The sequence below is a fragment of the Phenylobacterium sp. genome, assembly GCF_036963605.1.
Taxonomy (GTDB): Bacteria; Pseudomonadota; Alphaproteobacteria; order Caulobacterales; family Caulobacteraceae; genus Phenylobacterium.
Window position 1 is genome coordinate 1 of the sequence record NZ_JBALUY010000040.1, and the last position, 17,919, is coordinate 17,919.

The window sequence follows — 17,919 nt, forward strand, 5'->3', positions numbered from 1 at the left end:
GCCAACAGGGCCTCGAGGTCGAGGGGGGCGGCCGCAGCGGCCTCCACGGCGCTCGCCGGAGCGTCGCTCTCGAGGTCGTCTTCGACCGGATCGGCGCTCGGCGCCTCGGCCTCGCCCTCCCGGCGGATGGTCAGTTCGCAGTCGTCCTCGACGAATTCGAAGACCTCGCGCACCTCGGATTCGGTGGCCTCGCCCAGGAGGCGGATGGTCCAGGAGAGATAGGCCTGTTCGGCAGACAGCTGGTCCAGGGGCGGCACGGCGGCGGTGTCGACCACGACCTCGACCTCGCCCAGGCGCGCAAGTTCGCGCAGCACCAGGGCGGTCTCGTTGGCCTTGGCGTACATCTCGGACTTGGGCCGGAAGGTGACAAGCCAGGCTGCGGCTGCGGCGGCGGTTGTGGGCACGGGCGCCCCATCGCTCGGCTCCGCGGCGGCGGCCATCAGAGCGGCCAGATCGACCTCAGGCGCCTCGGCGGCGGGTTCATCCAGGCTGAGGACAATCGGCACGAAGCCGAAATCTTCATCAGCACCGTCGTCGGAGCCGTCGCCGTCAAGGCCAAGCTCGGCGGCGCGTTCCTGATCGATCAGGCCCTGCAGGTCGGCGATCATGCCCAGGGTGCGGCCTTCGTCCACCGACCCGCCGCTGCGGGCGGCGGCCACATGGTCGGCCAGCACGTCGGAGGCGCGCAGCAGAACCTTGGCGACCTCATCGGTCAGACCCAGCCGGTCGGAGCGCATCTCGTCCAGCACGGTCTCAAAGATGTGGGCGAAGCGGATCAGCTCGTCGAGACCGAAGGCGCCGGCCCCGCCCTTGACCGAATGGACCGCCCGGAAGACCGCGTTGATCGTCTCGGAATCATCGTCGCCGGCTTCCATGGCGAGCAGTCCCGACTCCATGTCGGTCAGCAGCTCGTCGCACTCCTGGAAGAAGGTCGCCTTGATGCTCTCAAATGGGTCCACAGGGTCGCTCCGGGGTCAGGGCTGGCTTGGGTCGGCGCAGGCTTGCGCCTAGGCGGCGACGCGGCGAATGGCGTCCACCAGCTTGGTCGGATTGAACGGCTTGACGATCCAGCCGGTGGCCCCGGCGGCCCGGGCCCGCTCCTTCTTGGTCGCGTCGCTCTCGGTGGTCAGGACGAGGATCGGGGTCGCCCGGTGAGCGGGATCGGCCCGCACGCCTTCGATGACGCCGAAACCGTCCATGCGCGGCATGTTGATGTCGGTGATGACCACATCGGCGCCTTCAGCGCGCAGGACCTCCAGGCCCTCCACCCCATCGACCGCCTGGATCACGCGGTAGCCGGCCTGCACCAGGGCCATGTTGAGCATTTCACGCATGGTGCGAGAGTCGTCGATGGTCAGAACGGTCTTGTTCACAGGTTTGCCCCCTCGGGTTCGAAGTCGATCTGCGGCGCGCCGAAGGCGGCCAGTTGTTCAAGAAAACCTTCGGAGGCCTGCTCAATGCGCAGAGGCAATCCGTCTTCCGCCCAGCTCACCCGCGCCGAAAGCAGGACCTGCAGACAGAGCCCGCCCAGCCGGCTGACCTGGGACGCGTCCATGTGCAGGGGGCGCCCGCGCAGAGCCATCAGCTCTGCGCGAAGCGGCTCAGCGGCCTGGAGATCGAGCACCTGGCAGAGACTTACCTCGGCGATGTTCGTGTCTGTTTCAGACATCCGGCTTTCCCCCTAATGACCAGGTCGAGTTAAGATGAAAATTCTTAAAACTCTTCCCACCCCTCGCTCTCGGCGGCCGGTTCCGGCTTGCGGGCGGCTGAACCTTCGCGAGACGTCGTCTTCATCTGCGTCGTATGGCGATTGGCGAAGCTTTCGCCGCGCGAAGCCTTCGGCGCCGGCCGTTGGGCGGGCTGGGTCCTGGCCGGTTCGCCGGCGGCGCCGATGTTGAAGCGTCCCACGCTCTGCGAGAGGCTTTCGGCTTCGGTGGCCAGGGAGTGGCTGGCAGCCGTGGTTTCCTCGACCATGGCGGCGTTCTGTTGGGTCACGCGATCCATTTCGTTCACCGCGGTGTTCACCTGGTGCAGGCCGGTGGCCTGCTCCTGAGCCGAGGCGGCGATCTCCGAGACGAGGCTGTCGATCTCGGCGACCTGGGAGACGATGCGCTTGAGCGCTTCACCGGTCTGGCCCACCAAGCCAACCCCTTGGGCGACCTGCTGGGAGGAGGCGCTGATCAGGGCCTTGATCTCCTTGGCCGCATCGGCCGAACGCTGGGCCAGGGCCCGGACTTCGGAGGCGACGACCGCGAAGCCGCGACCAGCGTCGCCGGCCCGGGCGGCCTCGACCCCGGCGTTGAGGGCGAGCAGGTTGGTCTGGAAGGCGATCTCGTCGATCACACCGATGATCTGCGTGATCTGCTCGGAGGACTTTTCGATTTCGCTCATGGCGTCGACAGCGTCGCCGACCACCAGGCCGGTCTTCTCGGCGTCGCCGCGCGAGGTGGCGACGACGCTGGAAGCCTGCTTGGCCCCTTCGGCGCTTTTGCGGACCGTGGCGGTGATCTCATCCAGGGCCGCGGCGGTTTCTTCCAGACTGGCGGCCTGTTGCTCCGTACGGCGCGACAGGTCGTCGGCGGCCTGGCTGATCTCGCCGGCGCCCGAGCGCATGGCCCGGACGTTGACGGCGACCACAGACATGGCCTCCTGCAACTGGCCGATGGCGGCGTTGAAGTCGTCACGCAGCTTCAGATAGTCGGTCGGGAAGGGTTCGTTGATCCGGAAGGTCAGGTCTCCGCGGGCCAGATGATCCAGGCCGGCGGCCAGGCCGGCGACGACCTTGGCCTGCTCCTGGGCCGCGGCGGCGCGGTCGGCCTCGTTGCGAGCGCGCTCGGCCTCAGTGGCGCGGCGCTGTTCGTCGGTCTGGTTCTCCAGGCGGGTCTTCTCGATGGCGGCGTCCTTGAAGACCTGGACAGCCTCGGCCATCTGGCCGACTTCGTCCTTGCGGCCGCGGGCCGGCACCTCGACGGAAGAATCGCCCTCGGCCAGGCGGCGCATGGCGTTGGTCATGGCGCCGATCGGCGTGCCGATCGCTTTGGAGAGCGCCCATCCAAGCAGGACAGCGACGAGGGCCGCTGCGGCCAAGGCCCCCATAAGTATCAGCGTGGTCTGCCTGTTGATCGTCGAGAGTCTGGCCTGCATGATCTCGACGGACTCAGCTTCAGCCTCGGTAACCAGGTCGATCGGGTCTTCGGCGGCGCTCATCAGACCGTCGGCCATGCCGTCAGGGCCGATCATGTCGGTGGCGTCTTGATAGGTCATGGGGTTGGCGGCCAAGGCCGCGCCGCCCTGGACAACTTGAACGTACCAGGCGTCGGCGGCGGTGCGGGCGCTCTCCAGTTGAGCGACCTTGTCGGGCTCGTCGGCCACGAGGGCCTCCAACTCTTCAAGCGTCTTGCCGAAGTTCGCCCGGTGGGTGTCAGCCCGCTCGAGATAGAAGGGATCAAGGCCGATCAGATATCCGCGAAAGCTGTTCTCTTGGCGCGCTAGAAGGAAGCCCGCCTGAGTCGCCAGGGTGATGGCTGCTTCTGACTTGCTGTAGTCGGTCCGCGCCGCCGTGAGCCGGCTCATATTGTAAAAGGTGGCCGCGCCGGTGCCAGCGATCACCAGCACCATGAGGGCGAAGCCCGCAGCGAGCTTGTGCGAAATTTTCCAGTCGTTGAACGACACGTCAGCCATCCCAGTCTTCGGTTCGCGCGCCACCATGGCGGAGCGACAGGTTTCGGCCCGTACACTGGCCTTGGATGGGCGTTGGCGGAGGGAGGTCCAAAGCGCGCCCATTAACTCTGGTGAGAGAACAGGCTTGACCGCTGAAGAAAGCGTTACTCGGGCTCCAAATTTTGTTCCATAACGTTGTTCAAGCCTTGATCTGTAAGGGGCGCGCAGGTCTGCGACATTCTGGCGCGCGAGGCGCCACTGACGGGCCGGACACGTGTGGGCCGTGGGAATACCCGCTCCAGTTTAACCATCGCAGAAGGAGTTTCTTAACGGCTGTGCGTGTCCCCTCATGCGTGGGTTGACGCCTTGAGTTCGCCCTGCGGTCGCGGTCCCTGCGGCCGGTTTTCCCCTGGAGCGCCTTATGGCTCTCGAACCCAACTCCCGCGGCCGCTTCAATTTGGAGAAGGCCTCCATCCTGATGCTGGAGGCGAACGGCATGGGGATGGACATCCTTGTGCAGATCGTGACGGGCCTGGGCGCAAAGTCGCTCTACCGCTGCAACACCGTCGAGGAGGCCCAGGACGTGGTGCGGCAAAACAATATCGACCTGATCATCGCCGACGCCCTCTCGCCGGCCGGCGAGGGCTATGAATTTGTCTCATGGTTGCGCAGTCAGGGCGGCGAGCCGAACAGTTTCGCGCCCGTGGTGGTCACCGCCGCTCACACCCCCGTCTCGATGGTCCAGAAGGCCCGGGACTGCGGGGCCCACTACATCGTCAAGAAGCCCCTGACCCCCGTGGTCATGCTCGAGCGCATCCTGTGGATCGCCCGCGAGAGCCGGCCATTCATCGAGTGCGACGCCTATGTGGGTCCTGATCGGCGGCATAAGAACGAGGGCCCGCCCGACGGCAAGCCCCGCCGTCGCGACGACCTGCCCCCCGAGGTTGGCCTGGCCCAGGAGCCGAACATGAGCCAGGACCAGGTCGATGGTCTCTTCGCCGCCCGGAAGGTGTCCCTGTGAGTTCGGTCCGCATCCACCGCCCCAAATACGCCCTGGCCGGCATGCTGAGAAAGCCCGGCGGCCTCACCGTGGTCGACGCGGTGGAAAGAGCTGAGGCCAATCTGGACGGCCTGCAGGCGGAGGCCTGGCCTCAGTTGGATGAGGGCTTGGCGCAGGTGGAAGCGATCTACCGCCGCTATGGCGAGGCTTTCGATGACGTCTTGCTGGCCGAGCACTATGAAGCTGCCGTGCGGCTGATCGGTCTGCCCAGCCTCTGTGGTCTTGACGCCCTGGAGAACGCCGCCCACAGCCTTTGCGACCTCCTCGACCGCCTGCGCACGACGGGCAAGCTCGATCGGGAGGGGGTCGGCGTGCACATCCAGGCGCTTAGGCTGCTGCGCAATCTGCCAGCTGATTCTGGCGAGGTGACCGAGCCGGTGCTCGATGGTCTGCGGCGGGTGCGCGAGCGCCACGCCATCCTGTCCACCGACTGATCGGGCCGCCCTATAGCGGCAGGCGGACGGTGTTCTTCACCTCTTCCAGCACCGCGTAGGTGCGGGTCTCGCGGACGCCTGGCATCTGCACCAGCACTTCGCCGAGGAAGCTGCGATAGGCCTCCATGTCGGCGACCCGGGCCTTGATCAGATAATCGAAGCCCCCGGCCACCATGTGGCATTCCAGGATTTCCGGGGCGGCGCGGGCGGCGGCGGCGAACTCGGCGAACAGATCCCCGGTGGTGCGGTCCAGCTGGACCTCGACGAAGATCAGCAGGCCGCGATCGATCGCCTTGGGATCGAGTAGGGCGGCATAGCCTTGGATGACTCCCGCCTCCCGCAGCCGCCGGACCCGCTCGTGGCAGGCGGCGGGCGACAGGTGGCAGCGGGCCGCCAGAGCCTGGTTGGTGATGCGCCCATCGGCCTGCAACAGCCGCAGAATGCGCAGGTCCGTCTCGTCAATATTCGGCAAATACGACCTCAGTTGCACTAATATTCGGTGGTAATGCCAAACTTACGAAGCACATTCGCCTATGGCAACGTTACATCGAAGGGAAAGTGCTAACGGAGGTTGCGGTGAACTGGGACGAGCTGGACGCCGGCAAGTATCTTGATGAGCCCACGGCGGTGAGCGCCCTGCTGGCGGCGGCGCCTTTCGGTCCCGCCGATCAGGCCGTCATCCGCAGTCAGGCCGAGGCGCTGGTGCGCACGGCCCGGCGCAAGGCTGACCGCCAGGGCGTCGTCGAGAGCTTCCTCCAGGAGTTCAGCCTCGGCACCCGCGAGGGCCTGGCGCTGATGTGCCTGGCCGAGGCCCTGCTGCGAACCCCTGACGACGACAGCCGTGACCGGCTGATCGCCGAGAAGATCGGCTCGGCCGACTGGGCGGCCCATCTCGGCAAGTCCGACAGCCTGTTCGTCAACGCCTCGACCTGGGGCCTGATGCTCACCGGGCGGCTGGTGGAGGTGGATGACGAGGCGCAGCGCGATCTGGGGGGCTTCCTGCGGCGCCTCACGGGCCGGCTCGGCGAGCCGGTGATCCGCGCCGCCGTCGGCCAGGCGGTCCGAATCATGGGCGAACAGTTCGTGCTCGGACGGAACATCGAAGCTGGTCTGAAGCGCGCCGCAACCGAAGGCTATCTCTGCTCCTTCGACATGCTGGGGGAGGGCGCCCGGACCGCCGCCGACGCCGGCCGGTACGAGGCCGCCTACGCCCAGGCCATTGAGGCCGTCGGCCAGGCCCATCGCGGCCAGGGGCCGGAGACCGGCCATGGCATATCGGTCAAGCTCTCGGCGCTCTCCCCGCGCTATGAGGCGACCCATGCGGCGCGGGTGTGGGATGAGCTTTACCCGCGTCTGAAGCGGCTGGCGGTCCTGGCCGCCCGCCATGACCTGAACCTGACGCTGGACGCCGAGGAGGCTGATCGCCTGGTCCTATCCCTGAAGCTGCTGGACCGGTTGGCGCGGGAGCCGGAACTCGGCGACTGGCAGGGTCTGGGCCTCGCCGTCCAGGCCTATCAGAAGCGCTGCCCGCAGGTGATCGAGGCTCTGGCCGAACTGGCCAAGGACAGCGGCCGCCGCCTGATGGTCCGGCTGGTCAAGGGCGCCTATTGGGACACCGAGATCAAGCGCGCCCAGGTCAATGGCCGCACGGACTATCCGGTCTATTCCACCAAGCCGGCCACTGACCTGTCCTATCTGGTCTGCGCCAAGGCCCTGATCGCTTCGGCCCCGCACCTCTACGCGCAGTTCGCCACGCACAACGCCCATTCCCTGGCTGCCGTGCGCAAGATGGCCGCCGACGCCGGCGTGGCCATCGAATTCCAGCGCCTGCACGGCATGGGCGAGGCGCTCTACGCCGCCGCCGAAGCAGAGGCGCCGCTGCGCCTGCGGGCCTATGCGCCGGTGGGCGGCCATGAGGACCTGCTGCCCTATCTCGTCCGCCGCCTGCTGGAGAACGGCGCCAACACCTCCTTCGTCCACGCCCTCCTGGATGAGCGCGTGCCGGTGGAGAAGGTGGTGGCCGACCCCCTGGCCCAAATCGCGCAAAGCGGACCGGGACGCCATCCGAAGATCCCGGCGCCCGCCGACATCTATGGCGCGGCGCGGACCAATTCCCATGGGCCGGATCTGAGCATCGACCAGACCGCCGGTGACTTGGCTGCTGCAGCCCGCGGGCTCCAGCCCGTCGCGGCCGGCCCGGTCGTCGCCGGGCGGCTGCGGGGCGCGGGGGAGGCGCAGTCCCTCTACAGTCCGGCCGATCATGGTCGGCTGGCGGGTCATGTGGTCGCCGCGAGCCCAGCCGACATCGACGCCGCCTTCGCCGCGGCCCGCAAGGCCCAGCCGGCCTGGGACGCCCTGGGCGGGGCGGGGCGGGCCAAGGTGCTTCGCGCCATGGGCGACGCGCTCGAGGCCGATCGCGATCGCCTGATCGCCCTGTGCGTCGTGGAAGCCGGCAAGACCCTGGCCGACGGCATCGCCGAGGTGCGTGAGGCCGTCGACTTCTGTCGCTACTACGCTCATCTGGCCGAGACCCGGTTCGGCGCCCCGCAGGTGCTGGATGGCCCGGTCGGGGAAACCAACACCCTGGCCCTGCGTGGGCGTGGCGTGTTCGTCGCCATCAGCCCCTGGAACTTCCCGCTCGCCATCTTCACCGGCCAGATCTGTGCGGCGCTCGCGGCCGGCAACGCCGTGCTGGCCAAGCCGGCCGAACAGAGCCCGCTGATCGCCGCCGAGGCGGTGCGGCTCTTCTATTGCGCCGGCCTGCCCCCCGAACTCCTGGCCCTGCTGCCCGGACCTGGCGCCGAGGTGGGAGCCGCCCTGACAGCCCATCCGGGTTGCGACGGGGTCGCCTTCACGGGAGGCACCGAGACCGCCTGGGCGATCAACCGCGCCCTGGCCGAACGGCGGGGGCCCATCGTCCCCTTCATCGCCGAGACCGGCGGCCTGAACGGCATGTTCGTCGACACCACCGCCCTGCGCGAGCAGGTGATCGACGACGTCATACTCTCGGCCTTCGGCTCGGCGGGGCAGCGCTGCTCCGCCCTGCGCATCCTCTTCCTGCCGGCCGAGACCGCCGATGGGCTGATCCAGGGCCTGATTGGGGCGATGGACGCCCTCGTCCTCGGCGATCCGGCCGATCCGGCCACCGATGTGGGCCCGGTCATCGACGCCGAGGCCCGCCAGGCCCTGGAAGTCCACGCCGAACGTCTGGCTCGGGAGGCGAAGATCCTGCATCGGCTGGACGCGCCGGGCGGCGGGACCTTCTTCGGGCCTGTTCTGGCGGAGATTCCCCGGCCAGGCTTCCTGGAGCGTGAGGTGTTCGGTCCGATCCTGCACGTGGTGCGCTACAAGGCCGGCGAGCTGGAATCGATCGCCCGGGAGCTGGCGGACCTGAACTACGGCCTGACGCTTGGGGTGCATTCGCGGATCGAATCGTTTGCGCGGCGGATCTGTGAGCTGGTCCCGGCGGGCAACGCCTATGTGAACCGCGGCATGACCGGCGCCGTGGTCGGCGTTCAGCCGTTCGGCGGCGAGGGCCTGTCGGGCACAGGCCCCAAGGCGGGCGGCCCCAACGCCCTGTCCCGCTACGCCGTGGAGCGTGCCCTGAGCGTCAATATCGCCGCCCAAGGAGGCGACCCGGCCCTGCTCAACCTCTGAGCGTCTGCGAAGATTTCGGGCGCGCTCAGCCCCCAATCGCCGTCAATCCGCGCGCTCTCGTCGGAGTCATCGCCCTGCGCGCCGTCGCGCCTTGCCAAGCCGCCGGGGCGCCGACGCTCTAGCTCCGACGAGCGTTGGTCGGGGGTCGAGTCATGAGTGTCAGTCGGCGGCTGTTTCTGCATCGCCTGGGGGCCGTGGGCGGGTTGGGCGCGGCCTATGGCGCCATGACCGCGCTCGGGCTGAACGCCGCTGAGGCCGCCACCGCCGCCCCGGCCCTGTCTCCCGATCTGGGCCAGGGACGGCGGGTGGTGATCCTGGGGGCGGGGATCGCAGGCCTGGTCAGCGCCTATGAGCTGGAGCGGGCCGGGTTCTCCGTAACCATCCTGGAGGCCCGCGACCGGATCGGCGGCCGAAACTGGACCCTGCGCGGCGGCGACAAGGTCGAGATGGTGGGCGAGGCCGACCAGACCGTCACCTTCGAAAAGGACGTCTATATGAATGCGGGGCCGGCCCGCATTCCCAGCCACCACGAGGGCCTGCTCGCCTATTGCCGCAAGCTGGGCGTGCCGCTGGAGGTGGAGATCAATGTCAGCCGCAGCGCCTATCTGTGGGGGGAGGGCGCCCACGGTGGCAAGCCGATCCAGCTGCGCCAGGGGGTTAACGACACCCGCGGCCATGTCTCCGAACTGCTGGCCAAGGCGATCAACAAGGGCGCCCTGGACGCTGAGCTGACCCTGGCCGACAAGGAAAAGCTGCTGCCCTTCCTGCGGGCCTATGGCGACCTGTCGGAGGATATGAGCTTCCAGGGTACGGAGCGGTCGGGCTTCGCCCAGGCGCCCGGCGCCGCCGACCAGTTCAGCCAGCGCCGCCCGCCGGTCCCTCTGCGGGACCTTCTGGCCAATCCTCAGCTTCGGGCGACCCTGTTCGAGGACAATATCAACATGCAGGCCACCATGTTCCAGCCGGTGGGCGGCATGGACCAGATCGTAGCGGGGTTCGAGCGGGCCATCACCAGCCCCATCCTGCGCAAAGCCCTGGTGGGCCGCATCGCCCGGACGCCGGACGGCGTCCAGGTGGCCTATCGGCAGGCCGGCGGCGCGGAGCAGGTCCTGGCCGCGGACTTTGCGATCATCACCATTCCCCTGGCGATCCTGGCGGGCATCCCGTCTGACTTCTCGACGCCGGTGAAGGCCGCCGTAGCAAGCGTGCCCAACGCCTATTCCAACAAGATCGGCTTCGAGGCCCCACGGTTCTGGGAGGCAGCGCAGATCTTCGGCGGCATCTCCTGGGTCGGCGGCGACACCTCGCTGATCTGGTATCCGAGCAACGGCCTGCATACCGAGCGCGGCATGCTGCTGGCCTGCTATGGCTCGGGGCCAGGCGCAAAGGCCTTCGCCGACCTGCCGATGGAGACCCAGATCGCCACCGCCCGCGCCGCGGTCGGCCGGGTGCATCCGGGCCATGAGGGCGACCTGGCCAAGCCCGTAGTGGTCAACTGGAGCAAGATCCCGCACAACCTGGGCCCCTGGCCCGACTGGGAAGGCCACGGCGGACAGGAGGGCCATATGGACATGCCGGCCTATCGCCTGCTCAACCAGCCCGACGGCCCGTTCCACTTCACCGGCGCCCATCTCAGCCAGATGCCGGGCTGGCAGGAAGGCGCCGTGCTGTCGGCCCATCGCACGATCAGGACGCTCGCCGCCCAGACCAAGAGCGCAGCCCTCGCGTCCTAGGGCGCTTTCAGGCTTCAATGAAAACCAACACCAAGGAGACGCCCATGCGCCCGACCACACTGTTTCTGGCCGCCGCTCTCGCCGCCCTGGCCGCCAGCCCGGCCGCCGCCGAGATCAAGCGCATCGGCGCCGAAGCCTCGCCCATCGCCAGCGCCGTGGTGGTGCCGGCCGGCTATGACATGATCTATGTCAGCGGCATCACGCCGCCCGTCACCAACGAAGGCGCGCCTGAGGGGACTCCCCGGGAGTTCGGCGACACCAAGACCCAGACGATCGGCGTGCTCAATCGCATCAAGGGCATCCTGGAAGGCCAGGGCGCCACCATGGGCGACGTGGTGATGATGCGCGTCCTGCTGGTGGGCGACCCGGCCCTGGACGGAAAGATGGACTTCGCCGGCATGATGGAAGGCTATCGCCAGTTCTTCGCCAGCGCCGAGCAGCCCAACCGCCCGGCGCGGATCACCTCGCAGGTCGCCGCCCTGGTGGCGCCGGGTATGATGGTGGAGATCGAGGTGCAGGCGGCGGTCAAGCCCGACTAGCTTCGCCGGCCCTTCCCCGAACCCCGGGCCGCCTCTAGGATCGGCCAAGGTCAACGGCGCCACAGGATGGTGCGGGCGCGGCGCCGCACTCCCGGGAAAGGTCCTTCTTGAATTTCGAACAGCTCGCCACCCTGGCTGTCCTGGCCGCGGTCGTCGTCGCCCTGCTCAGCGACAGGATTCGCGCCGACGTGGCGGCCATGGCGGCCGCGGCGACCCTGCTGGGCCTGGGGGTGGTGTCGCTGGAGGACCTGGGCCGCGGGCTGGCCAGCCCCGCCCTGGTGGCGCTCGCTTCGCTGTTCATCATCGCCCGGGCGCTGGACGTCACCGGCGTCATGGGCGTGATCATTCGCTCGGCGGCCAATATGACCGACCGGATGGGGGCCGCCTCGGCGCCGATCATCATCACCCTGTGCGGCACCCTGTCGGCCTTCCTGAACAACACGCCCCTGGTGATCCTGGGCGCGCCGGTCATCAAGGATTCGGCCAAGCGGCTGGGCATCTCCCCCAAGCGGCTGCTGATCCCCCTGTCCTACGCCTCGATCATGGGCGGCGCCTGCACCCTGATCGGCACGTCCACCAACCTGCTGGTGGACGATATGGCCAGGCGTCAGCACCTGGCGCCCTTCACCCTGTTCGAAATCACCGGCGTCGGCCTCTGCGTCGCGGCGGTCGGCGCGCTCTATCTCGCCTTTGTCGCGCCGCGCCTGCTGCCCGGCAACGACAGCGACGCAGCCGAGACGACCCCGGCCCTGGAGGAGATCGCCCCGCCCCTGAAGCTGGCGCCGGCCCTGATCAGCGTGACGGTCTTCGCCTTCGTCCTGGGTGCGGCGGCGGGGGGGCTGTCGATCGCGGTCGTCGCCTTTGTCGGGGCCATGGCGCTGCTGGCCTTCCAGGTGATGAAGCCGGATCAGGCCTATTCGGGGCTTCGGCCCCAGGTCCTGCTGATGATCGGCGGCATGCTGGTGGTGGGCGAAGCCCTGGGCAAGACGGGCCTCGCCTTCCAGGCCACCAACATGATGGCCCTCTGGACCCAGCCGCTCGGTCCGATCGCCGCCCTGGCCATCATCTATATCGCCACATCGGTTCTGACCGAAATCATGTCCAACGCCGCGGTGGCGGTGCTGATCACCCCCCTGGCCATCGGCCTGGCGGAGAATCTCGGCGTCGCCCCGCGCCCCTTCGTGGTGGCGGTGATGATGGCGGCCAGTTCCTCCTTCGCCACGCCGGTGGGCTACCAGACCAACGCCATCGTCCAGCAGATCGGCGGCTACTCCTATATGGACTTTGTCCGCGTCGGCCTGCCCTTGAACGTCATTACCGGAGCGGTCGCCGTCTGGGTGATCCCGAAGATGTTCCCCTTCTAGGCCGGAAATCTAGGTCGCGCGCTCACCGCTCATCAGGGCCGAGACGAAGGCATCGCGCCAGGCCGAGACATCGGTGGTCTTGAGGTCGGCCATCAGAATCTCCCACCGCCGCCGTCGTTCCTCAAGGGGCATGGCCAGCCCCCGCAGGATGGCGTCGGAGACATCCTCGCGACTGAACGGATTGACGATCAGAGCCTGGCCCATCTGTTCGGCGGCGCCGGCGAACCGAGACAGGATCAGCACGCCGGGGTCCTCCGGATCCTGCGCGGCGACATATTCCTTGGCCACCAGGTTCATGCCGTCCCGCAGGGGCGTGACCAGGCCAAGCTTGGCCGCGCGATAGATGCCGGCCAGCTGGTCGCGGCGATAGCCCCGGTTCACATAGCGGATCGGCACCCAATCGACGGTGGAGAAGGCCCCGTTGATCCGTCCCGACACCCCGTCCAGCCGTCCGCGGATTTCCTGATAGGCCTCGACATCCTCGCGGCTGGGGGTGGCGATCTGCAGCAGGAAGACCTTCTCGTGCAGGTCGGGATTGTCATGCAGGAACTGTTCGTAGGCGAGGAAGCGCTCCTCCAGTCCCTTGGAATAGTCCAGTCGATCGACGCCGATGATCATCTGGCGGTCCAGCATGCTGGTCTGCATGCGGGCATATTCGGCCTTGGCGGTGTCCTGCTCCAGGGCGGCGGTGAACTCGGTGACGTCCATGCCGATGGGAAAGGCGCCGAAGTCGGCGGTGCGGCCAAAGGCGCTCAGGCGGTGGTCTTCCCCCACCGAGCCGCCGGCCTCATGCAGCACATAGTCCTCGAAAGCCTCCAGGGAGTCGTTGGTCTGAAAGCCCACCAGGTCGTAGGCGAACAGGGCCTCCACCAGTTGAGGATGGCGTGGCAGGGTGGTGATCAAGTGGCGGGCCGGCCAGGGGATGTGGAGGAAGAAGCCGATCCGGTTCTTTACTCCACGCCGGCGCAGTTCCTGAGCGAGCGGGATCAGGTGGTAGTCATGGACCCAGACGAAGTCGTCTTCCTCGATCAGTGGCAGGACGGTTTCGGCGAAGCGGGCGTTGACCCGGGCATAGCCCTCGCCGAACGAGCGCTCATAGGCGGTCAGGTCCACGCGGTGGTGAAACAACGGCCACAGGGTCTTGTTGGCGTAGCCGTTATAATACTCCTGAACGTCCTGCTCCTCGAGATCCATGGTGGCGACGGTCACCCCGCCGGCCCGCTGGACCCCGACCTGCCCGGTATAGATGTCGGTGGTCTGGCCGCTCCAGCCGAACCAGATGCCCGAATGCTCCCGCAGGGCGGCGGCCAGGGCCATGGCCAACCCCCCTTGCGTGCCGCCGCCGACATCGCTGGGCGGACTCACACGGTTTGAGATGACGACGAGACGGGGCATCAGGCCTTGGCCTCCGGCGGTTGCTCGTCCGGCTGCGGCGCAATCTGGGCCGGCTGCGGCATGACAAGGTGCATGTGCGGATAGGGGATTTCGACGCCGGCGGCGTCCCAGGCCGTCTTGATCCGGCGATTGAAGGCGCGGCCGACTCCCCACTGGGCGCCGGGCGGAGTCTTGATCCGCGCCCGCAGGACAACGCCGCTGTCGGCGAGTTCGCTGACATCCATGACCTCGAGGGGCTCCAGGATGCGGGGCGACAGGTCGGGATCGGCCCGCATGTCCTCCACCACCTGGGTCATCACCTCGAAGGCCTTGTCGATGTCCGACTCATAGGAAACCCCCAGCTCGATGACGTGATAGGAGAAGACCTTGGTCATGTTGTGGATGATCTGCGCCTCGCCATAGGGCAGGACATGCAGCGTGCCGTCCAGGGCCCGCAGGCGGATGGTTCGGATGGTCATCTGCTCCACCACGCCGCTGGAGCCCGCGATCTCGACCACGTCGCCCACCGCGACGATATCCTCCGAGATCAGGAAGATGCCTGTGAGGAAGTCCTTCACCAGGGTCTGGGCGCCAAAGCCGATGGCCAGGCCGATCACCCCGGCGCCGGCCAGCAGCGGCCCGATCTCGAGACCCACCTCGGCCAGGATCATCATCAGCCCGATGATGATGATGACGCCGCGGGCCACTCCATGCAGGAGCGGGCCGATGGTGTTCAACTGGGCCTCGCGGCGCACGCCGGCCTCCTTGCGCGCCGCCATGCGCGCCAGCAGGCGGTTGACCAGCAGGGTCGCCAGCTCGGCGGCCGCGAAGGTGGCGACGGCCAGGACGGCGATGCGGACGACGCTCTCCACCACCTGCTGGCCAAGGCCTGCGGTCAGCCAGCCCAGGAGATCGAAGCCCCAGATGGCGGCTAGGGTGAAGAAGGCCGCCAGGACCAGCCCGGTCTCGAACGCCGCCCAGGTCACCTGGGTCACCCGCCGGGTGCGGATGGTCTTCTCGGCGTCGGCCGGCCCGGGCATGGCGCGCACGCCCCGTTTCAACAGGCGGCGCACCAGGAGGCCTGCGCCCACCGCTGCGATGATCACCAGGACCGACAGGGCGATATTCAGGGCCAGGGCGCCGGGCCCCAGGCGCAGCAGCGCATTCCAGCTCTCGCGAAATCCGAGAATGACCTGTTCGCTTGCTGTGCTGACCTCCACGCCGGGGCCTCCTTGTCTGTTCTGCCTAATCGGGTCGCGGCGGCCGAGGCGCGCCGGGCGCCCGCCGATCGACCTCAGGCCGCCGATCTATTAAGGCCCCTGCGCATTATCGGTTCAGTCTGCGGGGCGCTCTCGGCTAGAGCTAACATGGGCGCGGCCTCGGAAGGCGGCGTCTCACAGACCTGTGATGACCCGGCGGGAAAGGCGACAGCATTGGCGACGAACTGCACAGACGCGCGGGCCGCTTGACCGCGTCGGACGCCAAACCTTCGGAGCGGAAACGCGCGTTCTGGCGGATGCGCGCTCGTCTGCGTTCGCTCTATCACGGCGAGTCCCCCGGCGCCGTGCGCTTCCGGCTGGCGGTGATCGGCGTGGACCTCGCGCTGATCACCTTCTTCATCGCAGCTCCGTTCCTGCGTGAGTCCCGCGCCTTCCTCCCCCTGGATCTGACGGTCGCGGCGATCCTGGCCGTGGACATGATCGCCCGGGCCCTGGCCTGGCGAAGCCTGAAGTCCTGGATCCAGCGGCCGATCGTGATGATCGACCTGTTTGTCCTGCTGACGCTGCTATTCCCGACGGTGCTGATCAACCTGGCCTTCCTGCGCGTGCTGCGCATCTGGACCCTGTTTCACAGTGACTTCTTCTGGGAGACGGTGGGGCACCGGTTCGACGACACCCGCTGGGAGGATGTGATCCGGGCGGCCGCCACCCTGCTCACCTTCGTCTTCGTGGCCACCGGCTTCGTCTACACCATCTATGTGGGCGATGAGGGCGGGGTCAGCGGCTATATCGACGCCCTTTACTTCACCATCACCTCGCTCACGACCACCGGGTATGGCGACATTATCCTGCCCGGCATTACCGGCCGGCTGGTGTCGATCGTCATCATGATCTCCGGGATCACCTTGTTTGTCCGGTTCGCCCAGGCCCTGTTCCGGCCCTACAAGGTGCGCCACACCTGCCAGGTCTGCGGCCTTATGCGGCATGATCCCGACGCCGTGCACTGCAAGGCCTGCGGAACCCTCCTCAACATTCCCAACGAGGAATGAGATTGTCGCGCCCCGCGCGACAAATCTCCTTTTTCCCTGTGGACCGCCCAGATTTCGGCAAGCGTTAATCGAAACCGCTGAGCGGCCGAGGTGAGAAAAATATTCATTTAATCAGTAGCTTGATCCCAACCGTGGCTCAGATGTCGCACGTCTGGGTCAGCATAGAACTGTCATATATCCGTTCGCGACCTGTCACGCAGCCTACCTAGAACGGCGGTCGGGCAAGCGGGCGTTCAGGTCTCAAGGTGGGATCTGGGGAAAGCCGGCGCCTGCGCAATTCATCGCCACGGCGGAGATCAAGATGACCGGCACCACCACCCTCAGAAACCTGCTGATCATGTCGATCAGCGCCATGGCCCTGGCCGCTTGCGGCGGCGGCGCCGACAATGTCGCCTCGCCGGGCGAGGGCGCCTTCCCGCCGCCCACGACCAACCCGAACCCGAACCCCAATCCGAACCCCGACCCCGGCACCGGTCAGGCCGCCGCCGATTGCCCGACGGGCTTCACCAATGTCGGCATCATCCTGAACGGCACCCTGCGCAACTGCCAGCTGCCCTCCAAGATCACCGGCAACCTGGTCGTCCCGGCCCGCGCCGGCACCATCTACTCGATCAGCGGCCGCACCGATGTGGGCGATGACCGCGGCGCCGATCCGGCGAACCCGGTCGCCGGCGCCCAGCAAGGCGTGCTGACCATCGAGCCGGGCGTGCGCATCTTCGGTTCGGCGGGCCTCGACTACATTAACGTCCAGCGCGGCTCGCAGATTTTCGCCGAGGGCACCTCGACCAACCCGATCATCCTGACCAGCCGTCAGAACATCGAAGGCACCACCGGCGCCGACTCCATCGGCCAGTGGGGCGGCCTGGTGATTTCGGGCCGCGCCCCGATCGCCTCCTGCCCGGCCGGCACGACGCCGCCGAACATCAACTGCGTGGCCACCTTCGAAGGCGGCGTGGCGCTCTACGGCGGCAACAGCCCGAACGACAATTCCGGTCGTCTGCGCTACGTGCAGGTCCGCTATGCCGGCTTCGAAATCCAGCCGAACCGTGAGCTGAACGGCATCACCTTCAACGGCGTCGGCGCGGGCACGTCCCTGGAGTACATCCAGGTCCATAACGGCTCGGACGACGGCATGGAGTTCTTCGGTGGCACGGCCAATCTGAAGCACGTCGTGATCACCGGCGCCGACGACGACAGCGTGGACACCGATGAAGGCTGGCGCGGCGGGATCCAGTACCTGATCGTTCGCCAGCGGGCCAATGGCGGCGACCGCGGCTTCGAAGAGAGCTCGGTCGGCGTGCAGGCCGCCTACAACTCGCAGCCCAAGTTCGCCAACTACACGGTCATCGGTTCGGGCCGCACCGGCGCCGGCGACATCCAGCTGCTGAACACCGGCACCGGCGGTCGCTTCGTGAACGGCATCCACGTGTCGGCCAATCCGGCCACGGCCTGTCTGGACGTGGACACCCCCTCCACCGTCGCTGCCGCCCCCCGCTGGGACTCGGTGCTGTTCTCCTGCGCCACGGCCTTCCGCGCCGACAGCGACGTGGACGGCGCGGCGACCCAGGCGCTCTTCGCCGCCGGCACGAACAACAACGCCAGCCACACCTCGACCCTGAACGGCTTCGTCAACGGCGCCAATGAAACCGCCGCGACGGCCACCGACCCGAAGACGATCTACGCCTTCTTCGACACCACCAACTATGTCGGCGCCGTTCGCGATGCGAGCGACACCTGGTGGCAGGGCTGGACCTGCGGTCTGGCCAGCGGAAGCAACTGCTGATCGAGCCGGAACGGGGCGGCCCTTGGGCCGCCCCCTTTCTCTTCGC

General features: G+C 67.6%; 15 protein-coding genes. 8 read left to right on the forward strand and 7 right to left on the reverse strand.

Going from position 1 to position 17,919, the window contains the following annotated elements:
- The 4 genes from V7702_RS09295 to V7702_RS09310 all read right to left on the reverse strand — a co-directional run.
- Nucleotides 1–959: Hpt domain-containing protein (locus tag V7702_RS09295; RefSeq protein WP_335649833.1), on the reverse strand; the 959-nt coding region annotated here is incomplete at its 3' end.
- Nucleotides 960–1,007: 48 nt separating this feature from the next.
- Complete coding sequence (locus tag V7702_RS09300) at nucleotides 1,008–1,373, reverse strand: response regulator (protein ID WP_293316234.1); 366 nt, start codon at nucleotides 1,371–1,373, stop codon at nucleotides 1,008–1,010.
- Entirely contained in the window at nucleotides 1,370–1,669 is a 300-nt protein-coding gene (locus tag V7702_RS09305) for an STAS domain-containing protein (protein WP_335649834.1), read from the reverse strand. The genes V7702_RS09300 and V7702_RS09305 overlap by 4 nt, the downstream gene beginning before the upstream one ends.
- 44 nt (nucleotides 1,670–1,713) lie before the next feature.
- A complete protein-coding gene (locus V7702_RS09310; protein WP_335649835.1) occupies nucleotides 1,714–3,681 on the reverse strand; it encodes a methyl-accepting chemotaxis protein in 1,968 nt (655 codons plus the stop codon).
- Between the two features lie 400 nt (nucleotides 3,682–4,081).
- Between V7702_RS09310 and V7702_RS09315 the strand changes: the two genes are divergently transcribed.
- Nucleotides 4,082–4,681, forward strand: a complete 600-nt coding sequence (locus V7702_RS09315) for a response regulator (RefSeq protein WP_335649836.1) — start codon at nucleotides 4,082–4,084, stop codon at nucleotides 4,679–4,681.
- Nucleotides 4,678–5,154, forward strand: coding sequence for a hypothetical protein (locus V7702_RS09320; RefSeq protein ID WP_335649837.1), 477 nt, complete (start codon nucleotides 4,678–4,680; stop codon nucleotides 5,152–5,154). Before V7702_RS09315 ends, V7702_RS09320 begins: the two co-directional genes overlap by 4 nt.
- A gap of 10 nt (nucleotides 5,155–5,164) precedes the next feature.
- On the opposite strand, the gene V7702_RS09325 is transcribed toward V7702_RS09320, so the two are convergent.
- Nucleotides 5,165–5,626: an Lrp/AsnC ligand binding domain-containing protein gene (locus V7702_RS09325; protein WP_335649838.1), complete on the reverse strand. Its 462-nt coding sequence runs from the start codon at nucleotides 5,624–5,626 to the stop codon at nucleotides 5,165–5,167.
- A 104-nt stretch (nucleotides 5,627–5,730) separates the two neighbouring features.
- Between V7702_RS09325 and putA the strand changes: the two genes are divergently transcribed.
- From putA to V7702_RS09345, 4 genes are all read left to right on the forward strand, one after another.
- Entirely contained in the window at nucleotides 5,731–8,811 is a 3,081-nt protein-coding gene (putA, locus tag V7702_RS09330) for a bifunctional proline dehydrogenase/L-glutamate gamma-semialdehyde dehydrogenase PutA (RefSeq protein ID WP_335649839.1), read from the forward strand.
- Nucleotides 8,812–8,963: 152 nt separating this feature from the next.
- A complete protein-coding gene (locus tag V7702_RS09335; protein ID WP_335649840.1) occupies nucleotides 8,964–10,544 on the forward strand; it encodes a flavin monoamine oxidase family protein in 1,581 nt (526 codons plus the stop codon).
- A 44-nt stretch (nucleotides 10,545–10,588) separates the two neighbouring features.
- Nucleotides 10,589–11,083 (forward strand): RidA family protein, encoded by a 495-nt coding sequence (locus V7702_RS09340; protein ID WP_335649841.1) that lies wholly within the window; start codon nucleotides 10,589–10,591, stop codon nucleotides 11,081–11,083.
- A 107-nt stretch (nucleotides 11,084–11,190) separates the two neighbouring features.
- Complete coding sequence (locus V7702_RS09345) at nucleotides 11,191–12,447, forward strand: SLC13 family permease (protein ID WP_335649842.1); 1,257 nt, start codon at nucleotides 11,191–11,193, stop codon at nucleotides 12,445–12,447.
- A gap of 9 nt (nucleotides 12,448–12,456) precedes the next feature.
- Here V7702_RS09345 and otsA read toward each other — a convergent pair whose 3' ends face one another.
- On the reverse strand, nucleotides 12,457–13,842 hold the full coding sequence (gene otsA, locus V7702_RS09350) for an alpha,alpha-trehalose-phosphate synthase (UDP-forming) (RefSeq protein ID WP_335649843.1): 1,386 nt from the start codon (nucleotides 13,840–13,842) through the stop codon (nucleotides 12,457–12,459).
- Nucleotides 13,842–15,041: a mechanosensitive ion channel family protein gene (locus tag V7702_RS09355; protein ID WP_335649844.1), complete on the reverse strand. Its 1,200-nt coding sequence runs from the start codon at nucleotides 15,039–15,041 to the stop codon at nucleotides 13,842–13,844. The genes otsA and V7702_RS09355 overlap by 1 nt, the downstream gene beginning before the upstream one ends.
- A 296-nt stretch (nucleotides 15,042–15,337) precedes the next feature.
- On the opposite strand from V7702_RS09355, the gene V7702_RS09360 reads away from it, so the two are divergent.
- A complete protein-coding gene (locus V7702_RS09360; protein WP_335649845.1) occupies nucleotides 15,338–16,090 on the forward strand; it encodes a potassium channel family protein in 753 nt (250 codons plus the stop codon).
- Between the two features lie 301 nt (nucleotides 16,091–16,391).
- On the forward strand, nucleotides 16,392–17,873 hold the full coding sequence (locus V7702_RS09365) for a hypothetical protein (protein ID WP_335649846.1): 1,482 nt from the start codon (nucleotides 16,392–16,394) through the stop codon (nucleotides 17,871–17,873).
- The last annotated feature ends 46 nt before the right edge of the window (nucleotides 17,874–17,919 follow it).